The organism is Candidatus Binataceae bacterium (assembly GCA_035500095.1).
In the GTDB taxonomy this organism is placed as follows: Bacteria; Desulfobacterota; Binatia; order Binatales; family Binataceae; genus JAKAVN01.
This window is the reverse complement of the sequence record DATJXN010000132.1, coordinates 56,697-72,224: the sequence shown is the minus strand read 5'-3', so window position 1 is coordinate 72,224 and position 15,528 is coordinate 56,697. Positions and strand designations below refer to the sequence as shown.

General features: G+C 67.2%; 17 protein-coding genes. All 17 read right to left on the bottom strand.

Features of this window, described 5'->3' with window-relative positions:
- Positions 1–28: 28 nt before the first annotated feature.
- The gene (locus VMI09_14495) at positions 29–1,096 is read right to left on the bottom strand and encodes a hypothetical protein (protein HTQ25900.1); all 1,068 of its coding nucleotides are present in this window, start codon (positions 1,094–1,096) and stop codon (positions 29–31) included.
- A 71-nt stretch (positions 1,097–1,167) separates the two neighbouring features.
- On the bottom strand, positions 1,168–1,767 hold the full coding sequence (lptE, locus tag VMI09_14490; protein ID HTQ25899.1) for an LPS assembly lipoprotein LptE: 600 nt from the start codon (positions 1,765–1,767) through the stop codon (positions 1,168–1,170).
- Positions 1,751–2,212: a transcription antitermination factor NusB gene (gene nusB / locus VMI09_14485; GenBank protein ID HTQ25898.1), complete on the bottom strand. Its 462-nt coding sequence runs from the start codon at positions 2,210–2,212 to the stop codon at positions 1,751–1,753. Before nusB ends, lptE begins: the two co-directional genes overlap by 17 nt.
- 71 nt (positions 2,213–2,283) lie before the next feature.
- Positions 2,284–3,495, bottom strand: a complete 1,212-nt coding sequence (gene ribA, locus VMI09_14480; GenBank protein ID HTQ25897.1) for a GTP cyclohydrolase II — start codon at positions 3,493–3,495, stop codon at positions 2,284–2,286.
- Positions 3,496–3,556: 61 nt separating this feature from the next.
- A complete protein-coding gene (gene ribD, locus VMI09_14475; protein HTQ25896.1) occupies positions 3,557–4,663 on the bottom strand; it encodes a bifunctional diaminohydroxyphosphoribosylaminopyrimidine deaminase/5-amino-6-(5-phosphoribosylamino)uracil reductase RibD in 1,107 nt (368 codons plus the stop codon).
- A 45-nt stretch (positions 4,664–4,708) separates the two neighbouring features.
- Entirely contained in the window at positions 4,709–5,254 is a 546-nt protein-coding gene (gene nrdR / locus VMI09_14470) for a transcriptional regulator NrdR (protein HTQ25895.1), read from the bottom strand.
- A 169-nt stretch (positions 5,255–5,423) separates the two neighbouring features.
- A complete protein-coding gene (acpP, locus tag VMI09_14465; protein HTQ25894.1) occupies positions 5,424–5,663 on the bottom strand; it encodes an acyl carrier protein in 240 nt (79 codons plus the stop codon).
- A 297-nt stretch (positions 5,664–5,960) separates the two neighbouring features.
- Positions 5,961–6,917: an ACP S-malonyltransferase gene (gene fabD, locus VMI09_14460; protein HTQ25893.1), complete on the bottom strand. Its 957-nt coding sequence runs from the start codon at positions 6,915–6,917 to the stop codon at positions 5,961–5,963.
- Positions 6,918–7,007: 90 nt separating this feature from the next.
- Positions 7,008–8,372: a phosphate acyltransferase PlsX gene (gene plsX, locus VMI09_14455; protein HTQ25892.1), complete on the bottom strand. Its 1,365-nt coding sequence runs from the start codon at positions 8,370–8,372 to the stop codon at positions 7,008–7,010.
- Positions 8,373–8,390: 18 nt separating this feature from the next.
- Positions 8,391–8,570, bottom strand: a complete 180-nt coding sequence (rpmF, locus tag VMI09_14450; protein ID HTQ25891.1) for a 50S ribosomal protein L32 — start codon at positions 8,568–8,570, stop codon at positions 8,391–8,393.
- Positions 8,571–8,609: 39 nt separating this feature from the next.
- Positions 8,610–9,176 carry a DUF177 domain-containing protein gene (locus tag VMI09_14445; protein HTQ25890.1) on the bottom strand — a complete coding sequence of 189 codons (567 nt, stop codon included), beginning with the start codon at positions 9,174–9,176 and terminating at the stop codon, positions 8,610–8,612.
- A 57-nt stretch (positions 9,177–9,233) separates the two neighbouring features.
- The gene (gene nth / locus VMI09_14440) at positions 9,234–9,914 is read right to left on the bottom strand and encodes an endonuclease III (protein ID HTQ25889.1); all 681 of its coding nucleotides are present in this window, start codon (positions 9,912–9,914) and stop codon (positions 9,234–9,236) included.
- A gap of 14 nt (positions 9,915–9,928) precedes the next feature.
- Positions 9,929–11,509, bottom strand: coding sequence for a glycerol-3-phosphate dehydrogenase/oxidase (locus tag VMI09_14435; GenBank protein ID HTQ25888.1), 1,581 nt, complete (start codon positions 11,507–11,509; stop codon positions 9,929–9,931).
- Positions 11,510–11,605: 96 nt separating this feature from the next.
- A complete protein-coding gene (locus VMI09_14430; protein HTQ25887.1) occupies positions 11,606–12,211 on the bottom strand; it encodes a sulfite oxidase-like oxidoreductase in 606 nt (201 codons plus the stop codon).
- 49 nt (positions 12,212–12,260) lie between these two features.
- The gene (locus VMI09_14425) at positions 12,261–13,250 is read right to left on the bottom strand and encodes an isocitrate/isopropylmalate dehydrogenase family protein (GenBank protein ID HTQ25886.1); all 990 of its coding nucleotides are present in this window, start codon (positions 13,248–13,250) and stop codon (positions 12,261–12,263) included.
- A 193-nt stretch (positions 13,251–13,443) separates the two neighbouring features.
- A complete protein-coding gene (locus tag VMI09_14420; GenBank protein ID HTQ25885.1) occupies positions 13,444–14,820 on the bottom strand; it encodes a DUF4147 domain-containing protein in 1,377 nt (458 codons plus the stop codon).
- Positions 14,821–14,837: 17 nt separating this feature from the next.
- The gene (rpiA, locus tag VMI09_14415) at positions 14,838–15,527 is read right to left on the bottom strand and encodes a ribose-5-phosphate isomerase RpiA (protein ID HTQ25884.1); all 690 of its coding nucleotides are present in this window, start codon (positions 15,525–15,527) and stop codon (positions 14,838–14,840) included.
- Between the last annotated feature and the right edge of the window lies 1 nt (position 15,528).

Genomic DNA, 15,528 nt, shown 5'->3' with positions numbered 1-15,528 from the left:
CCGAAACAGGTCCGCGCCTCGGTTGACGTCAGGCTCGGGCCGGCGACGACATCAACTCGAGCAGCATACCGGCCAGCGCCTCCTCGCGCTCCTTAATTTTCCCGTTCTTGAAGTCCGCGTCGAGCTGCGAGACTCGCCGCCAGGCGTCGGTCAACCGCGCGATTCCGAAGCGGCGCGCGCCGTCGATCGCGCGCTTGGCCAGCGGACTTGACGGCGACATCCCGAGCGCCGCGGCGATCTGCGGCGCGCTCTGACGCTCCGCAACCATCGACGCCGCCAGCATCATCCGCCGCATCACCGGGATAATCTCGACCGCCAGCAATTCAAACGGATCGCGCCCGGCCGCGATCGCGCGGGCGAGCAGCGTCAGCGCGGCCGCCGCGCGTCCGTTCGAGACCGCCTCGGCCAGTTCGAACAGTTCCGGGATTTTGGCGGCCGCGGGATCGCCGAGGTCGGCCGCGCTCAGCGTTGCGCCGGGTTCGCGATGGATCGCTGCCTTGGCGAGCGCGTTGACGATCGCGGAAAGGTCACCGGCGTGGCGCGCAGCCAGAAGCTCGGCTACGCCGGGTCCCAGGCGCAGGTCCTGGGCACGGGCGAAGGCCTCGGCGAATTGCGTGAGCTGATTGTCGTAGGCGCGCGGACAGTTGATCGCGAGGCCGCCCTGCTCTACCGCGCGGCGGATTTTGGCCGGCGCCGCGTCGCGCTCATAGAGGACGATCAAGGCATTCGGACCGCGCATCGTCTCGAGCGCCTCGGCCAGCGCCGCTTCGCCCCCGCGCGCGCTCGCTGCCCCGCTGGAATCATCGTCGCCATCCTCTTCGCCACCGCCGCGATGCGATCGCAGCACGCGGCATCCTACGACGCGGACCGGCGCAAACAGGTCGGATTCGCGCAACTCGGCAAGCACCACGTCAAAGCCCTCCGCGCCCCCTACTTGGAAGCCACGATACTTCATCCCCTGACGCAGCATCCGGCGCCGGACGAAGTCGAAGACGTATTCGCGGAGAAAGGCGTGAGGGCCGCTGATTAGGATCGCCGCCGCAAGCGCGGCGCGATCGCCCGCGCGAAGGATGGAGAGCGCCGTCTCAACCGCCATCGTCCGCCGCCTGCCTTAGGCCCTCATGCTCTCGGCGGCCGCGCGCCGCGGCGATTGCGGGCCGCGCGTGGCTAAAACCCCTCGGACATCGCAGAGTAAATGTCCTGCGCCATTCGCGTCATCATCTGCGTGGTCGAGGAGGCCTGCTGCGTTTGCGCGACCTGGATGTCGGGCATGTTGGCGATATTCTGCGAGCGCAGGTTCTGCTGCAGGAATTCGGGCGAAGTGGTTATGGTGGTCTGCGACACGGTCGGGAACTGATCGATACTGCTGAGCACGTTCGCCCACAGCACCTTTCCGGTGTGGCGATCCTCGAGCTGCGCGCGCACGACCATGTACTGCTGGTAGATGCTCGCTTCGGAAACGGCGTTGAAGCCCGCCGGGGCCGTCTCGACGCGCAGCAGTTCGCCCGTGAGCACCAGGTCGGCCTGCGACGGTTCCTCAACCAGCTGCAGGTGCTTGTGCTCGGCGATCTCGTCCTTCATGTAACGCATGAATTGATCGTTGAAGCCGGTGAAGCGCGAGACGTTGCTGAAGCGGGCGACGTAGATCGTCTTGGCGTCCTGCGGCAGACCGCTTCCCGACGCCGCGAAATGGTAGCCGCAGCCCGTCGTCAGCAGCAGCAATCCGCCGAGCATCGCGGCGAACCACGCTCTAATGTCCCTTGTCAAAACCGCGTTCGCCAACGCCACGTTCCTCACCCTTTTGCTTGAGTCCCAGCCGCCTCGCGAGTTCATCCAGCACCCCGTTGACGAAGCGGCCGGAGTCCTGATCGCCATAGACCTTGGCCAGTTCGATCGCCTCGTCGATCGTGACCCGCGCCGGAATATCGTTCATCCACAATAGCTCGCAGAGCCCGATGCGTAGGATATTGTGATCGACCCGCGAAAGCCGTCCGATCGACCAATGCTCCAGCGCGCCCGCAACCTCGCGGTCGAGCGCCGCCCGCTCGCGCTCGACACCTTCGACCAGTTCGATCGCGAACTTGCGCGCGCGATCGTCGGCCGGGAAGGTCTCGAACAGGAGCGCCAGCGCCTCGCGCGAGGAGCCGCCGCGGATATCTATCTGATAAAGGGCCTTGAGCGCGAGCTCGCGCCCCAGATGTCTTGGTCCCATAGCCAATTGCCGCCGGCCGTTTGATACGCACGCCGCGCGCGCGGGCTCCGCTCAATGAGCCGCGCTGTAACCTAGGTAATCACCTTGAGTTTGGAGAAGAGATGGCCAAGCTTCTCCTTCTTGGTGCGCAAGTAATCGATATTGCCCTGGTGCGGCGCGACTTCGAGCGCCACGCGGCTCACGCGCACGCCGTAGCTCTGCAGGCTTTCGATCTTGTGCGGATTGTTGGTCAACAGGAGAGCTTCGCCGACCCCAAGGTCGCGCAGGATCTGGGCGCCGATTCCGTAGTCGCGCAGGTCCTCCTTGAAGCCCAACTGCAGATTGGCTTCGACCGTGTCCAGGCCCTGGTCCTGCAGCGCGTAGGCCCTGATCTTGTTGGCGAGGCCGATTCCGCGCCCTTCCTGATGCAGGTAGATGATCACGCCGGCGTCGGCAGTCAGGATGCGTTCGATCGATTCGGCCAGTTGCTCGCCGCAGTCGCAGCGCTCCGAGCCGAACACGTCGCCGGTCAGGCATTGCGAATGGAGCCGCACCAGCGCCGGGCGGCCGCCGCCGACGTTTCCCTTGACCAGGGCCAGATGCTCGCGGCCGTCAACCGTGCTGCGAAAAACCACCGCCTTGAGCTCGCCCGACTCGATCGGAAAATCGACGTCGGCAACGCGCTGGACCAGAAGTTCGTTGGTCAGACGATAGGAGACCAGGTCCTTCAGAAAGAAAATCGGGATGTCGTGGGCCTTGGCGAACTCGCGCAATTCGGCGAGGCGGGCGGCGTCGCCGTCGTCGCGCAGCACCGAGCAAAGCGCGGCGCACGGCCGCATTCCCGCCGCGCGCATCAGGTCCACCGCGCCCTCGGCGCGCCCCAGGCGCATCATTACACCGCCGCTCAGCGCCATCAGCGGCAGCACGTGTCCGGGCATCACGATATCCTGCGGACCGCTCTTGTCGGAGGCCAGCACCTGGATCGTGCGCGCGCGGTCATGCGCGGAGATTCCGGTGGTCACTCCCTCGCGCGCCTCGACGAGCGAGCCCGCCTGCTCATCGGCAAGCTCGCTCTGCGGCGAAGCGACCAGCGGAATTCCCATCTCGCGCATGCGCCGCTCGGGCAGCGCCACAGAAACCACGCCGCGCGCATGACGCGCCATGAAGTTGACGTGATCGGGCGTCACTTTCTCGCCCGCCATCACGACGTCGCCCTCCGCCTCCTCTTCCTCTTCCATCACCATCAGGACCGTTTTGGCCGCGCGGATCCGGCTGAAGATTTCTTCCAGCGATTTAGACGACATTACCATTCGGTTTCCAGACGCTTGATGTTATCACCGCCTCCGTATGCTGACCAGCACGTCCTCAGCTCCGCCGCCTGGAGGCGCGGCGCTGGCCTGCGATTTCCGCCTCGATCAGCAGGTCGCGGCCGAGGCCTCGCACGCTTAGCCGGCCGAGCGCAATCGCGTCGCGCACGCGCTTGAAGCCGAGCCCTTCGATCGCGGGAGTTCCCGCTCCCACCAGGATGGGCGCGGCAAAAAAGGCTACGCGGTCCACGATTCCCGCGCGGAGCGCCGCTCCCGCCAGTTTGGCGCCGCCCTCGATCAGGACGTTGCACCAACCGCGCCGCGCGAACTCGCGCATCGCGGCGCGCAGGTCAACCTCGCCGCGGCGCCCCGGGCATCCCACCACCTCGACACGCCCGCCCCCGCCATCTCGGCCGTAGCGGCGTCTGGCGCGCGCCGCGTTGGCCGTCGTCGTGACCAGGAGCGCGGACGCCGTCGAGCGCTGGGTGAAGACTCGCGCGCGCGGCGAGACCCTGAGGTGTCCGTCGATTACGACTCGCACCGGGTCGCGACCGCCCGGAATTCGACAAGTCAGGCGCGGATTGTCGGCCAGCACCGTCCCCGCGCCGACCATCACCGCGTCGGCCTCGTTGCGCCAGCGATGGACCAGCGCGCGCGACGCCGCCGAACTTATCCATTGCGAATCGCCCGAGGCGGCGGCGATCCGGCCGTCGAGTGAGAGCGCGAGCTTGACCGTCGTGAACGGCCGCCCGTGCGTCACGCGCGTGATGAAGCCGCGGTTGAGGTCGCGGCATTCGTCTTCAAGCACGCCGTTTACGATCTCGATTCCCGCAGCGCGCAGAATCTTAAGTCCACGCCCGCGCACCGGCGGATACGGATCGACGCATCCGACCACGACACGCCGGACTCCCGCCTCGACTAGCGTCCGCGCACACGGCGGCGTGCGTCCCCGATGAGCGCAAGGCTCGAACGTAACATACGCCGTGGCGCCGCGCGCCCGCTCACCCGCGCGCTCGAGCGCCAGCGCCTCGGCATGCGGGCGGCCGCCCGGGGCGGTCGCACCCTGCCCGACGATCCGGCCGCCGCGCGCGATCACGCATCCCACGGCCGGGTTGGGCGAAGTCCGCCCGACCATCCGGCGCGCAAGCGCCAGCGCCTTGCGCATGTAGTGTGAATCGGCGGCGGAGGCCGGAGCGGCGGGCACGGCGGCTTACGAAGCGGATCCGCCCTTGCGCGGGGATGGCTCGCGCTTTCTGTCGCGCGCGGGAGCGAGCGGCGGTGCAGGCGGTGCGCCGGCCTCCTTGCGCAGCCGGATCAGGTCTTCAAGCTCGCGCATGAACTCGTCGATATCCTTGAAAGAGCGGTAGACCGAAGCGAAGCGCACGTAGGCGACCTGGTCAACGCGATGCAGTTCGTTCATGATCGCGCCGCCAATCACCGAGCTTGGAACTTCGCTCCCGCCATGCTCGGCGACGGCGGCTTCGATCCGATCGGCGATCTGCTCGACGGTTTCCATCGAGACCGGGCGCTTCTCGCAGGCCTTCTTGAGCCCGGCGACGATCTTGGAACGATCGAACGGTTCGCGCCGATTGTCCTTCTTGACCACCATCGGCGCGGATTCCTCGACCCGTTCGTAGGTTGTGAAGCGCCGCTTGCATGACGAACACATCCGGCGCCGGCGGATGGTGGCCCCGTCGCCGCTCAGCCTTGAGTCGACCACGCGGTTGCCGCGATGGCGGCAATACGGGCACCTCATGAGGCAAGTTTAGCGCGCGAGCCGCAGCCGGCGCATCCGGGCCGCGCCCGCTCGCAGGAAGACGGCGCGCGCGCGCCCGGCTTACGAAATGGGGGCGCGGCGGACGCCCGCCATAATACCGCCGGGCGCCGTGCGCAAGCTCTGAAGGGTGGAGGTGTGATGCGGACGGTCAGGCCTTGTGCGCTTCGATGTAATTGACGACGTCCTTGACAGTACGGATCTTCTCGGCGTCCTCATCCGAGATTTCCATCCCGTACTGCTCTTCCAGCGCCATCACCAGTTCGACGATATCGAGCGAATCGGCGCCCAGGTCCTCGATAAATGACGCTTCCGGCGTCACTTCATCGGCGGACACGCCGAGTTGCTCGCTGATGATCTCGCGAACCTTGGTTTCGACTTCTCCAGCCATCGTGGTTGCTTCCCTCCTGCCGGCCTGCGCCGGGGGCGGCGCGCCGCGCGTTTAGTTTGATTCGATTGCGGTTGATTCCGTCCCGCCTGCGCCGGATCGTGCTCGCGCGCGCGTTGGCGGCATCGCCCCCGGGCCAGCAAACGTTACAGCGCAGCTTAGGGAGTTGGCTTCAACTAGGCAAGTTGGCAGGCGTCGGCCGCTAAGGCGCGCGCAGTCTAGCCCGGCTGACGGCCGCCGGCGCTGCGGCTCTACGCCGCCGTCCCGCCGAACTTCGTCGCGCCGTCTTTTCTGTTTCCGCTAGGCGCCCGCTCGAGCCTCCTCGGCCAGAGCCTGGCCGCAGGCCCTCAACGAGGCCGGATCTTCCACCGACCGCACCTTGAAGCCCTTGTTGATTCGCCGCATCAGACCCGCGAGCACCCGCCCCGCGCCGAACTCGATCGCGCTCGTCGCGCCCGAAGCGCCGAGCCGGGCCATCGATTCTTCCCATCGCACGGGCGCGGTGATCTGCTCCATCAGCAGCGGCCTGATGCGCGCGGGGTCGCGATTCACCTCCGCGGTCACGTTGGAGATCACGCCAAAGCGCGGCGCGCTCACCGCGAGCGCCGCGATCACCGGCCCCATGCCATCGCGCGCGGGCTGCATCAGGGGCGAATGAAACGGCGCGCTGACTTTGAGCTCCACCGAGGCCCCGGCGCCGCGTTCCTTGGCAATTTCGAGCGCGCGCCGAACCGCCGCAGCGTGTCCGGCAATCACGATCTGGCCCGGGGCGTTGAGATTCGCAGGCACCGCAATCTGACCGCCCTGTGAAACCTCCTCGCAGACCGCGCGCACGGCGGCGAGGTCGAGTCCGACCAGCGCGGCCATCGAACCCTGCCCGGGGGGGCAGGCCTCCTGCATCTGGCGGCCGCGCTCGCGCACCGCGCGGAGCGCCTCGGCAAACTCGAGTGCGCCGGCCGCGACCAGCGCCGTGTATTCGCCGAGGCTGTGGCCGGCGGCGATCTCCGCGTCGACGCTGAATTCGGCTTGGAACGCGCGCAACGCCGCGATTGAAGTCGCGAGCGTCGCGGGCTGCGTGTTGGCCGTCAGGCGCAAATCCTCCTCCGGCCCCTCGAAGCAGAGCGTCGACAGCTTGAAGCCCAGCGCTTCGTCGGCCTCGGCGAAAGCCTCGCGCGCGCCGGCAAACTCGCGCGCCAACTCGGCGCCCATGCCGACCTTCTGCGCGCCTTGTCCGGGAAACAGAAATGCGACCTTCATCAGCCGACCCTCATGATGCCAGTCTTGGGCACTGTTCTACTCGAAACGGAGATTGCACGCGATGGCGCGTACGGGGCGCGGATATCAGGACTACCCGGGCTTGCGCGGCGCCGCTTCAGGCGGGGGGCCCGATTCGGACGCCTTATCCTCGTCCTTGTGCGATTCGGCATGCGCGGCATCGTCATGCGGCGCGCCACCCGCAGCTCCATTGACCGAGACGACCTCGGGCGTGGCGTGCTCGACCGGCGGATGCTCGAGCACTGCGGCCTTGGAGCTTGCCGAGGGCGATGCGGCCGGCGCGCCCGGGTGTTCGGAGTTTGGAGAATACGCCGGCGGTGCGGGCGCAGCGGAAGGAGCCTGCGGCCCGGCGGCCTCGCGGGGATGGCGATGCAGCCGTTCGCGCATCCGATCGAGCAGCGCACGGAACCCCTTTCCAGCCGGCTTGGCCGGCATCGCGGATACGTGACGCGCCAGCGTCTCGACGATCTCGGCATTGACGCGCTCGACCAGCGCCTCGTTGGCGGCGGCGCGCATGGCGTTGCGGATCGCGCGCGGATTGGACGAGCCGTGGGCGATGATCGCGACGCCGCCGAGCCCGAGCAGCGGCGCTCCGCCGTATTCCGCCGGATCGAGGCGCTCGCGAATCCTGCCGAGGCGCTTGCGCACCAACAAGTAAGCGAGGCGGCCCAAGAAGCTGCCAAAGACGTCGCGCAGGTTGCCGAGCAGGAAGGCGGCGAAGCCTTCCATCGTCTTGAGCGCCACGTTGCCGGTGAAACCGTCGGTCACCACCACGTCGGCCTTGCCGCGATTGATGTCGCGTCCCTCGACGTAGCCGATGTAATCGACCGACTCGCGCATCCCGCTGAGCATCGCGGCCGCCGCCCGCGTCAGGTCGGTGCCCTTGGAGTCTTCCTCGCCGTTGGCCAGGATGCCGATGCGGGGGCTGGGCACGCCGCGCACGCGATGGGCATACACGCTGCCCATCACCGCGAACTGCGCGAGATTCGCGGGCTTGACCTCGGTATTGGCGCCGGCGTCGATCAGGAGGGCGAATCCGTCGCTCGCCGGCACCAGCGACGCGATCGCGGGGCGCTCGACGCCGGGCAAGGTGCCAAGGATCATCATCGCCGCCGCCATGACGGCGCCCGAGTTGCCGGCGCTGACGAAGGCGCTGGCGTCGCCGCGCTTGACCATCTCGAGACCCACGTGAATCGAGGAATGCGGTTTGGTGAGCACCGACTCCATCGGAGAGTCGTCCATCGCGACGCTCTCGGGCGCATGTTCGACGGTTATCTTGAGGCCGCCGATCTTGTGCTCGGTCAGCTCGCGCGTCAGCAGATCGAGATCGCCCACCAGGACGACTTCGATGCCGAAGTCGCGCGCAGCCGCGACCGCGCCCTCCACGGTTGCCTTGGGGGCGAGATCGCCCCCCATCGCGTCAAGCGCGATTCTCACGCGCCGCTCCCGCGCCGCCTATTCGGCGGTCTCTGCGAGCTGCCGTCCACGGTAGGAGCCGCAGTGATGGCACACGCGATGCGGCATCGTGGGTTCGCCGCACTGCGCGCAGGCGACCGGATTGACCGGGCGCAGCGCGTCATGCGCGCGGCGCTTGTTGCGCTTGGAACGGGAGGTACGACGCTTGGGTGCTTGCATGGCATTACTCTCTTCTGTTTGAAGATGATTTGAGCGGCTTCAGGAGCGCTCGAGCTTCAGCGTTCGCAGAACCGCCAGGCGCGGGTCGTGGGCCTGCTGTTCGCAGCCGCAAAGATTAAAGTTGAGATTGGTTCCGCAAATTGGACAAAGACCCCGGCAATCCTCGCGGCAAAGCGCGCGGCTCGGCAGGGCGAGGATCAGTTGTTCGGCGATGAGCGGCGCGAGATCGATTTGATCGCCGTCATATAGTGAAAATTCCAGGTCTTCCGAGCGCAGACGGCCGTCATCGTCGTCGCCCGCGGCGCGCGGCGCCAGCACGAAGCGAAATGGACGCACGCTCGAGGCGCTGAACTCCTCGGTGCAGCGCGCGCACGAGGCGACCATCGGAGCGTTCAGCCGGCCTTCGAAAAACAGCTCCATACCAGCCCGATAGTATGACAAATCGACCGCGATCGCGCCGCCAACCCGGAACTCATCTACCGGGCCCTGGCGAAGGCGGCGGTTAACCTCCTCCTCGGACTGGAGAAAAGAGACCTCTCTGGCCTCGGCGGTTATTTCGTCGATCCTCAGTATCACGGTCAGATCACGCTTTTGAGTGTGCAGCAATTATTACACGTCGCCGCGCGAGGTCAAACATGGTTTTCGTCCGCAACATCCCCGAGATTACCTTGTGCCAGTCCGCGCCCGCGATTTCTCCGTGACTCCGACCCGCGGACAGTCCGCCCCCAGCACGCATTCGTCGCATCGCGGCTTGCGGGCGAAACAAACCGTTCGTCCATGCAATATCAGACGCATCGAGAACGCTGTCCATTCGACCGGTTTCAGGAGCGCCTGCAAATCACGCTCGATCTTTTCGGGATTCGACTCGCCGGTCAGCCTCAGGCGGTGGGCAACCCGCCGCACGTGGGTATCGACCACCAGGCCCGGCTCTCCGAAGACGTGGCCCAGCAGTACGTTGGCGGTCTTGCGGCCGACGCCGGGAAGCGTGACGAGGTCTTCCATCCGCGATGGGACTTCACCGCCGAAGCGCCCGAGGATCGCGCGTGCCGCGCCCTTGAGCGAGCGCGTCTTCTGGCGAAAGAAGCCGGTGTCGAGGATCAGACGCTCGATTCGGGCGGCCGGCGCGGCGTCCATCGCGCGCACGTCGGGAATCTCGGCGAAGAGCCGTGGCGTTACCTGATTTACGCGCCTGTCGGTGCATTGCGCGGAGAGAATTGTCGCAACCAGGCACTCCCACGGAGTCGTAAAGTCGAGACTGATGCGAGCTTCGGGATAGAGCCGGGCGAGCGCGGCGGCGATCCGCTTTGTGCGTTCAATCAGACTCTTGCGCGGCTCGCGCGTCATCGGGCTGCGATCCTTTACTCCCTTGACGATACCGCAGCACAAGCGCTGCGCATTTCAGGCGGCACGGGATTGCACGCCTCGATTTCGGCTTGCTCGCGCGCCGGGTCCCATCCCAGTTCCGCCGCCATCAGACGCGCGGCCGCGGCGGCCGCCGCACCGGCGTATCGCGGATGGCGCCATGAGAGCGCGACGCGGCGCTGGATGAAATCGGCGACCGAAAGCGCCATCTCGTAGCGCACCGCATAGATTACCTCCGCCGCGGCGACTGGGCATCCGGCGGCCAGCGGACGCGCAAGCTCCGGCGATTCGCGGACCAGGCTCGCTGGGATGATCGCGCGCGTTCCGTAGCGCGCGGCCATCGCTTCGCGCAAATCCGCGAGCATCGCGGCGAGCGCTTGCGCCGCGCCGCCCGCGCCTGCGATCGCCACCGGCCGCGCGCCGGGAAGCGGCGCGTCGAGCGTAGGGCAACGTCCGCCCGCGCGGCCGAGGACCGAGGCGGCGCGGTCCACGATTCTTTGGGCGATCTCGCGATGGGTGGTCAGTTTTCCGCCCGCGACCGAAAGGAGTCCCGAGCTGCTCTCGACGATAATCTCCTCACGCGACACGGACGACGGCGCGCGCCCTCCTCCCGTCGCCGCCAGCACGCGCAGGCCGGCGAAGCTCGCGGCGACGTCGGCCGCGCCGAGCTTCGCTCCGGGCAGGCTTTCCGAAACCACGTCAAGCAGGTAACCGATATCCTGGGGTTCGGCGGCGAGGTGCTCGCGGTCGCCGTTGAAGTCGGTGTCGGTGGTGCCCACGAGCACCTCCTCACCGTGCGGTATGACGAAGACGATTCTGTTATGGGCATCGCCTAGCACCAACGCTTCGCGCACGGGCAGGCGCTCGCGGCCGAACACGAGATGCACGCCTTTGGTCAGGCGCACCGCGGGCGGAGCCGCGGGATCGTCGAGCGTGCGCACGTCGTCCACCCACGGGCCCGCCGCGTTGACGAACATCCGCGCGCGCAACTCGAAAGGCACGCCGCCCAGGCGGTCGCGTATCCGGGCCGCGGCGATCTGGCCTTCTGCGTGCGCGAAGGAATCGAGCTCGACATAGTTGGCGATCGCACCGCCGTTGTAAGCCGCGTCGAGCGCATTTTCGATCGTAAGGCGCGCGTCGTCGCCGGCTGCGTCGTAGTACAACGCGCCGCCCTTGAGCGCTGCGGGATTGAGCATCGGCTCGGCCGCGAGCACGCCGGCGCTGCCGAGGCTCTGATGGCGCTCCGCGCGCGGCGTGCGCGCGAACAAGTCGTAGAGCCACAAGCCCGCGCCCAGGGCGAGCCGGCCGGGGCTCCGGCCGCGATAGAGCGGGAACAGAAACTTGAGCGGCTTCACCAGATGCGGCGCGGTCAGCCGGCGCAGACGTTCGCGCTCAACCAGCGCCGTACGCACCAGGCGAAGTTCGCCCTGCGGCAGGTAGCGGAGTCCGCCGTGAATGAGTTTGGACGAGCGCGAAGAGGTCGCGCCGGCAAAGTCGCCGCGTTCGATCAGGGCTACGCTGAACCCGCGCATCGCGGCGTCGCGCGCGATCGCCGCGCCGTTGATTCCTCCGCCGATGATCGCGAGATCGAAGCTCTCGCGCGCCAGGCGCGCGATCTGCTCGTCCCGAATCAGCGGCGATGTCCGCGCCTGGCTAATCTTGCCGCCCGATATTCAATCTTCGGGATCTTCCTGGAACGAATAGCGCTCCTGCGTCCACGGATCGGCGTGATTGTGGTAGCCGCGCACCTCCCAGAAGCCACGCCGGTCCTCGAACGCGAATTCGATTGCGCGCACCCATTTCGCACTCTTCCAGCCGTAGAGCTTGGGCACCACCAGCCGCAGCGGCCATCCGTGATCGGGATCGAGGTTGCGCCCGTCGTGCCGCCAGGCCAGTATCACGTCCGCGCCGACGAATTCTTCAAGCGGCAGATTGGTCGTGTAGCCGCCGTCGCAATGCACGATAACGTGGTGCGCCTCAGGCTTGAGCCGCACCCGCGCCATCAGGTCGGACACCAGTACGCCCTCCCATAGATTGTCGAGCCTCGACCAGGTGGTGACGCAATGAAAGTCGGCGCGCACGCGCCCGGGCGGCAGCGCGCGGAATTCCTCGTAGGAAAAACGCAACTGCTCCTCGACCATGCCGAAGACTCGGAAATCCCACTTTTGCGCATTGAAACGCGGCGTCGGACCGTAGCTCAGGACGGGAAAATCCTCGACCAGGTGCTGGCCGGGAGGAACGCGTGCGGCGACGTCGTCGGGCAGCGGCGGCTTACGCATAACGGACATACATAGCCAAGCGCGATCGCGTGGAAAAGAGCGGCCGGCGCTATTTGAGCGCGCGAATCACCGCTGCTGTCATATCCGCGGTCTTCGCCTTGCCGCCGATATCGGGCGTCACCACCCGTCCGGCGCGCAGGACCGTGCTCACCGCCTCGCGAATTCGGTCGGCGTCGGCGCCGTAGCCGAGATAGTCGAGCAGCAGTGTGCCGGTCTTAATCGCCGCCACCGGGTTGGCGATGCCCTTGCCGGCGATATCGGGCGCGGTCCCGTGGACGGTCTCAAAAATCGCCCCATGCTTGCCGTAGTTGCCGCCGGGGACGAAGCCCAGTCCGCCGACCAGTCCGGCGCAGAGGTCGGAGACGATGTCGCCGTAAAGGTTTTCGAGCAACAGCACGTCGAAGGCCATCGGATCGGTCACGAGCCGCATGCAGGCGGCATCGACGATCTGCTCGCGGTACTCGATGTCGGGGTAGTCGCGAGCCACGCGCTGCGCGCACTTCAGAAAGAGCCCGTCGGAGAGCTTCATGATGTTCGCCTTGTGAATGGCGGTCACCATGCGGCGATGGTTGGTGCGCGCGTAATCGAAGGCGAAACGCGCGATCCGGGTCGAGGCGCGCGCGGTGATGATCTTGACGCTTTCTACCACGCCGGGCGCAACCTGATGCTCGATACCCGCATAGAGGTCCTCGGTATTCTCGCGGATCACGATTATGTTGACGCCGCGAAAGGGCGTATGCACGCCGGCTTGCGTGCGCACCGGACGCACGTTGGCGTAAAGATCGAAGAGTTTGCGCAAATAGACATTGATCGAACGGTAACCCTCGCCCACGCGTGTCTCGAGCGGCCCCTTGAGCGCAACCTTGGTGGACTTGAGCGAATCGATAAGCGCGTCGGGCACCGGCGAGCCGAATCTCCTGAGCGCGGTCGCACCCGCCAGCTGCTGATCCCAATCGATTTTGACCCCGGCGGCCGCAATCACCTTGACCGCAGCGCCAATAACCTCGGGCCCGATTCCGTCGCCGGGGATGAGCGTCACCCGCGGCGGGCCCCCAGCCTTTCCGCGCGCGCCGCGCGGCCCATGGCTCTCTCTCCTGGTCCCGTTCACATTCGTGCGACGCGCATGATTGCCGCCCGCCCTACCGGCCTTCTTCACCATCGACCTCGCCATCCTGCTTCTTCTGTCCTCGATATCGACCGAAACAGAACGTCACGAACCGGGCCGCCGCGGTTCAGTAGTTGACCAACCCGATGAATATATCGGAGACGTTGGTGCCCGTCGGCCCCGTAATGAAAAGATCCCCGAGCGCGGCGAACAGCGGGTAAGCGTCGTTGCGCTTAAGCGCCGCGCCCGGATCGAAGCCCGCCTCGCGCGCGCGGGCCGGTGTGCGCGGCGAAGAGAATGCGCCGGCCGCGTCGGTGGAGCCGTCGATTCCGTCGGTTCCCGCGAACAGCGCGGCAATCCGCCCCGCACCGCCGAGCCGCTCCAGCTCGAGCGCCGTCGCCAGCGCCGCCTGCTGCTCGCGCCCTCCCTTGCCCCGCCCGCGTATCGTAACGACGGGCTCGCCGCCCGCAATCACGCATGTGCGCGCACCCGCGCCGGCGGCGATCGCCGAGAGATGCGCGGCCAGCGCGCGGCCCAGGTCGTCCGCCTCGCCATAAAGCTCGCGCCATCGATCGACCACGTAGCCGGCCGCCGCGGCGGCATCGGCAGCGGACTCAAGCGCCAACGCATTGTCGCCGATGACCAGGTTGTCGACGCGCTCGAGCAGCGGATCTCCTGGTTTTACTGTCTCCGCGATCTCTCCGGCAGCGCCGCGCTCGAGGCGGTCGCGGATCGCTTCGGGCGCGTGGCCCCACAGCCCACGGCGTTTGAGCACGCCGACTGCCTCGGCGAAAGTTGTCGGGTCGGCGGCGGTTGGCCCCGAACCGATCGTCGCCAGATCGTTATGCGCAACGTCTGATAGGATGAAGCTCAATACGCGAGCGCCGCCGCATGCGCGCAGCAATCCTCCGCCCTTAATCGCCGATAGATGGCGCCGCACGATATTGAGTTCGCGGATGGACGCACCCGAGCCGAGGAGTGCGGCGTTGATCGCTATTTTGTCCGCGCGCGTCACCGGCTGGGCGGGTGCGGCCATCAGCGCCGACGCGCCGCCGCTCAGTGCAAAAAGCAGCAGGTCGCCGCGACCGGCCTGGCGGGCGAATTCGAGCGCGGCGGCGGCGGCGCGTTCCGATGAGGCATCCGGCAGCGGATGAGCCGCCGCGAGGATCCGTATGGCGCGGCGAGCAGTAAAGGGCGCGAGATTGGAGACGGATTCGCCTTCGGGCGCCGGAGCGGGAACTATCGCAAGCGCGTCGTGAAGCCTTGGGCCAAGGCGCGCCGCCAGTTCGGCCGCCATCCCCATCGCGGCCTTGCCCGCCGCCAGCAGAAAAATCCGCGACGCATCGGCGAGCAGGGCCGGAACCTTGGCCCCGCCCGCAACCTCGCCGGCGAGCGCGCGGGGAATTAGGTGAGTCGGCGCAACCGCCGAAACGGCGGCAGCGTAGATACGTGTCAAATCGCGCCGGGCGGCCGAAGTGGCGGCGCCTGTCGAATCCGCGGCCATCCGATTCGCGCGCCGCTTCAGCGGCGGCGCTCGAGCGTGACGATCGAGCCGTTGCGGTTGGCGACCAGCACGGTGTCGGCGATCCCGAGGAAGAGACCGGTGCCGACCACGCCGGGAATCGCGAGCAAGTCGCGCTCGAGGCGCACGGGTGCTTCAAAAATGCTGGCGCCGCAGTCGATAACCAGGTTGCCGTTGTCGCTCAGAAATTCGCCGCCGCCCTCGCCGATCCGCACCGTCGGCTTGAGCCCCAGCTCGCGCATCCGGCGCATCGCGTAGGACGCGCCGAAGGGCACGACCTCCACGGGCAGGCGGCGGCGCTGGCCGAGATGGGCGACGCGCTTTTCTTCGCCGACCAGAATCACCACTTTGCGCGAAGCGCAGGCGACAACCTTCTCGCGCACCATCGCGCCGCCGTAACCCTTGACCATGTTGAGGCGCGAATCGACTTCGTCGGCGCCGTCGATATCGACGTCCAGCCGCGCCTTGCCGTCGAGCCCGACGACCTCGATTCCGAGCGAACGTGCAAGCTCCGCGCTGGCGTCAGAGGTCGGCACGCCGCGCACCTTGATACGGCGCGCGCCGAGAGCGCGGATGAAGGCCGAAGCGGCGCGCCCGGTGCCAAGCCCGATACTCTGGCCGGGTTTTACGTAGCGGAGCGCATACGCGCCCAGTTTATCGAGCAGGTCAGGCGAGGCGGGTACGGTCATC

Excerpts from the sequence above, each read along its gene's own strand:
- VMI09_14495 (HTQ25900.1), bottom strand. The coding sequence starts at position 1,096 with ATGGCGGTTGAGACGGCGCTCTCCATCCTTCGCGCGGGCGATCGCGCC.
- nusB (HTQ25898.1), bottom strand. The coding sequence starts at position 2,212 with ATGGGACCAAGACATCTGGGGCGCGAGCTCGCGCTCAAGGCCCTTTAT.
- ribA (HTQ25897.1), bottom strand. The coding sequence starts at position 3,495 with ATGTCGTCTAAATCGCTGGAAGAAATCTTCAGCCGGATCCGCGCGGCC.
- ribD (HTQ25896.1), bottom strand. The coding sequence starts at position 4,663 with ATGCGCAAGGCGCTGGCGCTTGCGCGCCGGATGGTCGGGCGGACTTCG.
- nrdR (HTQ25895.1), bottom strand. The coding sequence starts at position 5,254 with ATGAGGTGCCCGTATTGCCGCCATCGCGGCAACCGCGTGGTCGACTCA.
- acpP (HTQ25894.1), bottom strand. The coding sequence starts at position 5,663 with ATGGCTGGAGAAGTCGAAACCAAGGTTCGCGAGATCATCAGCGAGCAA.
- fabD (HTQ25893.1), bottom strand. The coding sequence starts at position 6,917 with ATGAAGGTCGCATTTCTGTTTCCCGGACAAGGCGCGCAGAAGGTCGGC.
- rpmF (HTQ25891.1), bottom strand. The coding sequence starts at position 8,570 with ATGCAAGCACCCAAGCGTCGTACCTCCCGTTCCAAGCGCAACAAGCGC.
- nth (HTQ25889.1), bottom strand. The coding sequence starts at position 9,914 with ATGACGCGCGAGCCGCGCAAGAGTCTGATTGAACGCACAAAGCGGATC.
- VMI09_14430 (HTQ25887.1), bottom strand. The coding sequence starts at position 12,211 with ATGCGTAAGCCGCCGCTGCCCGACGACGTCGCCGCACGCGTTCCTCCC.
- VMI09_14420 (HTQ25885.1), bottom strand. The coding sequence starts at position 14,820 with ATGGCCGCGGATTCGACAGGCGCCGCCACTTCGGCCGCCCGGCGCGAT.
- rpiA (HTQ25884.1), bottom strand. The coding sequence starts at position 15,527 with ATGACCGTACCCGCCTCGCCTGACCTGCTCGATAAACTGGGCGCGTAT.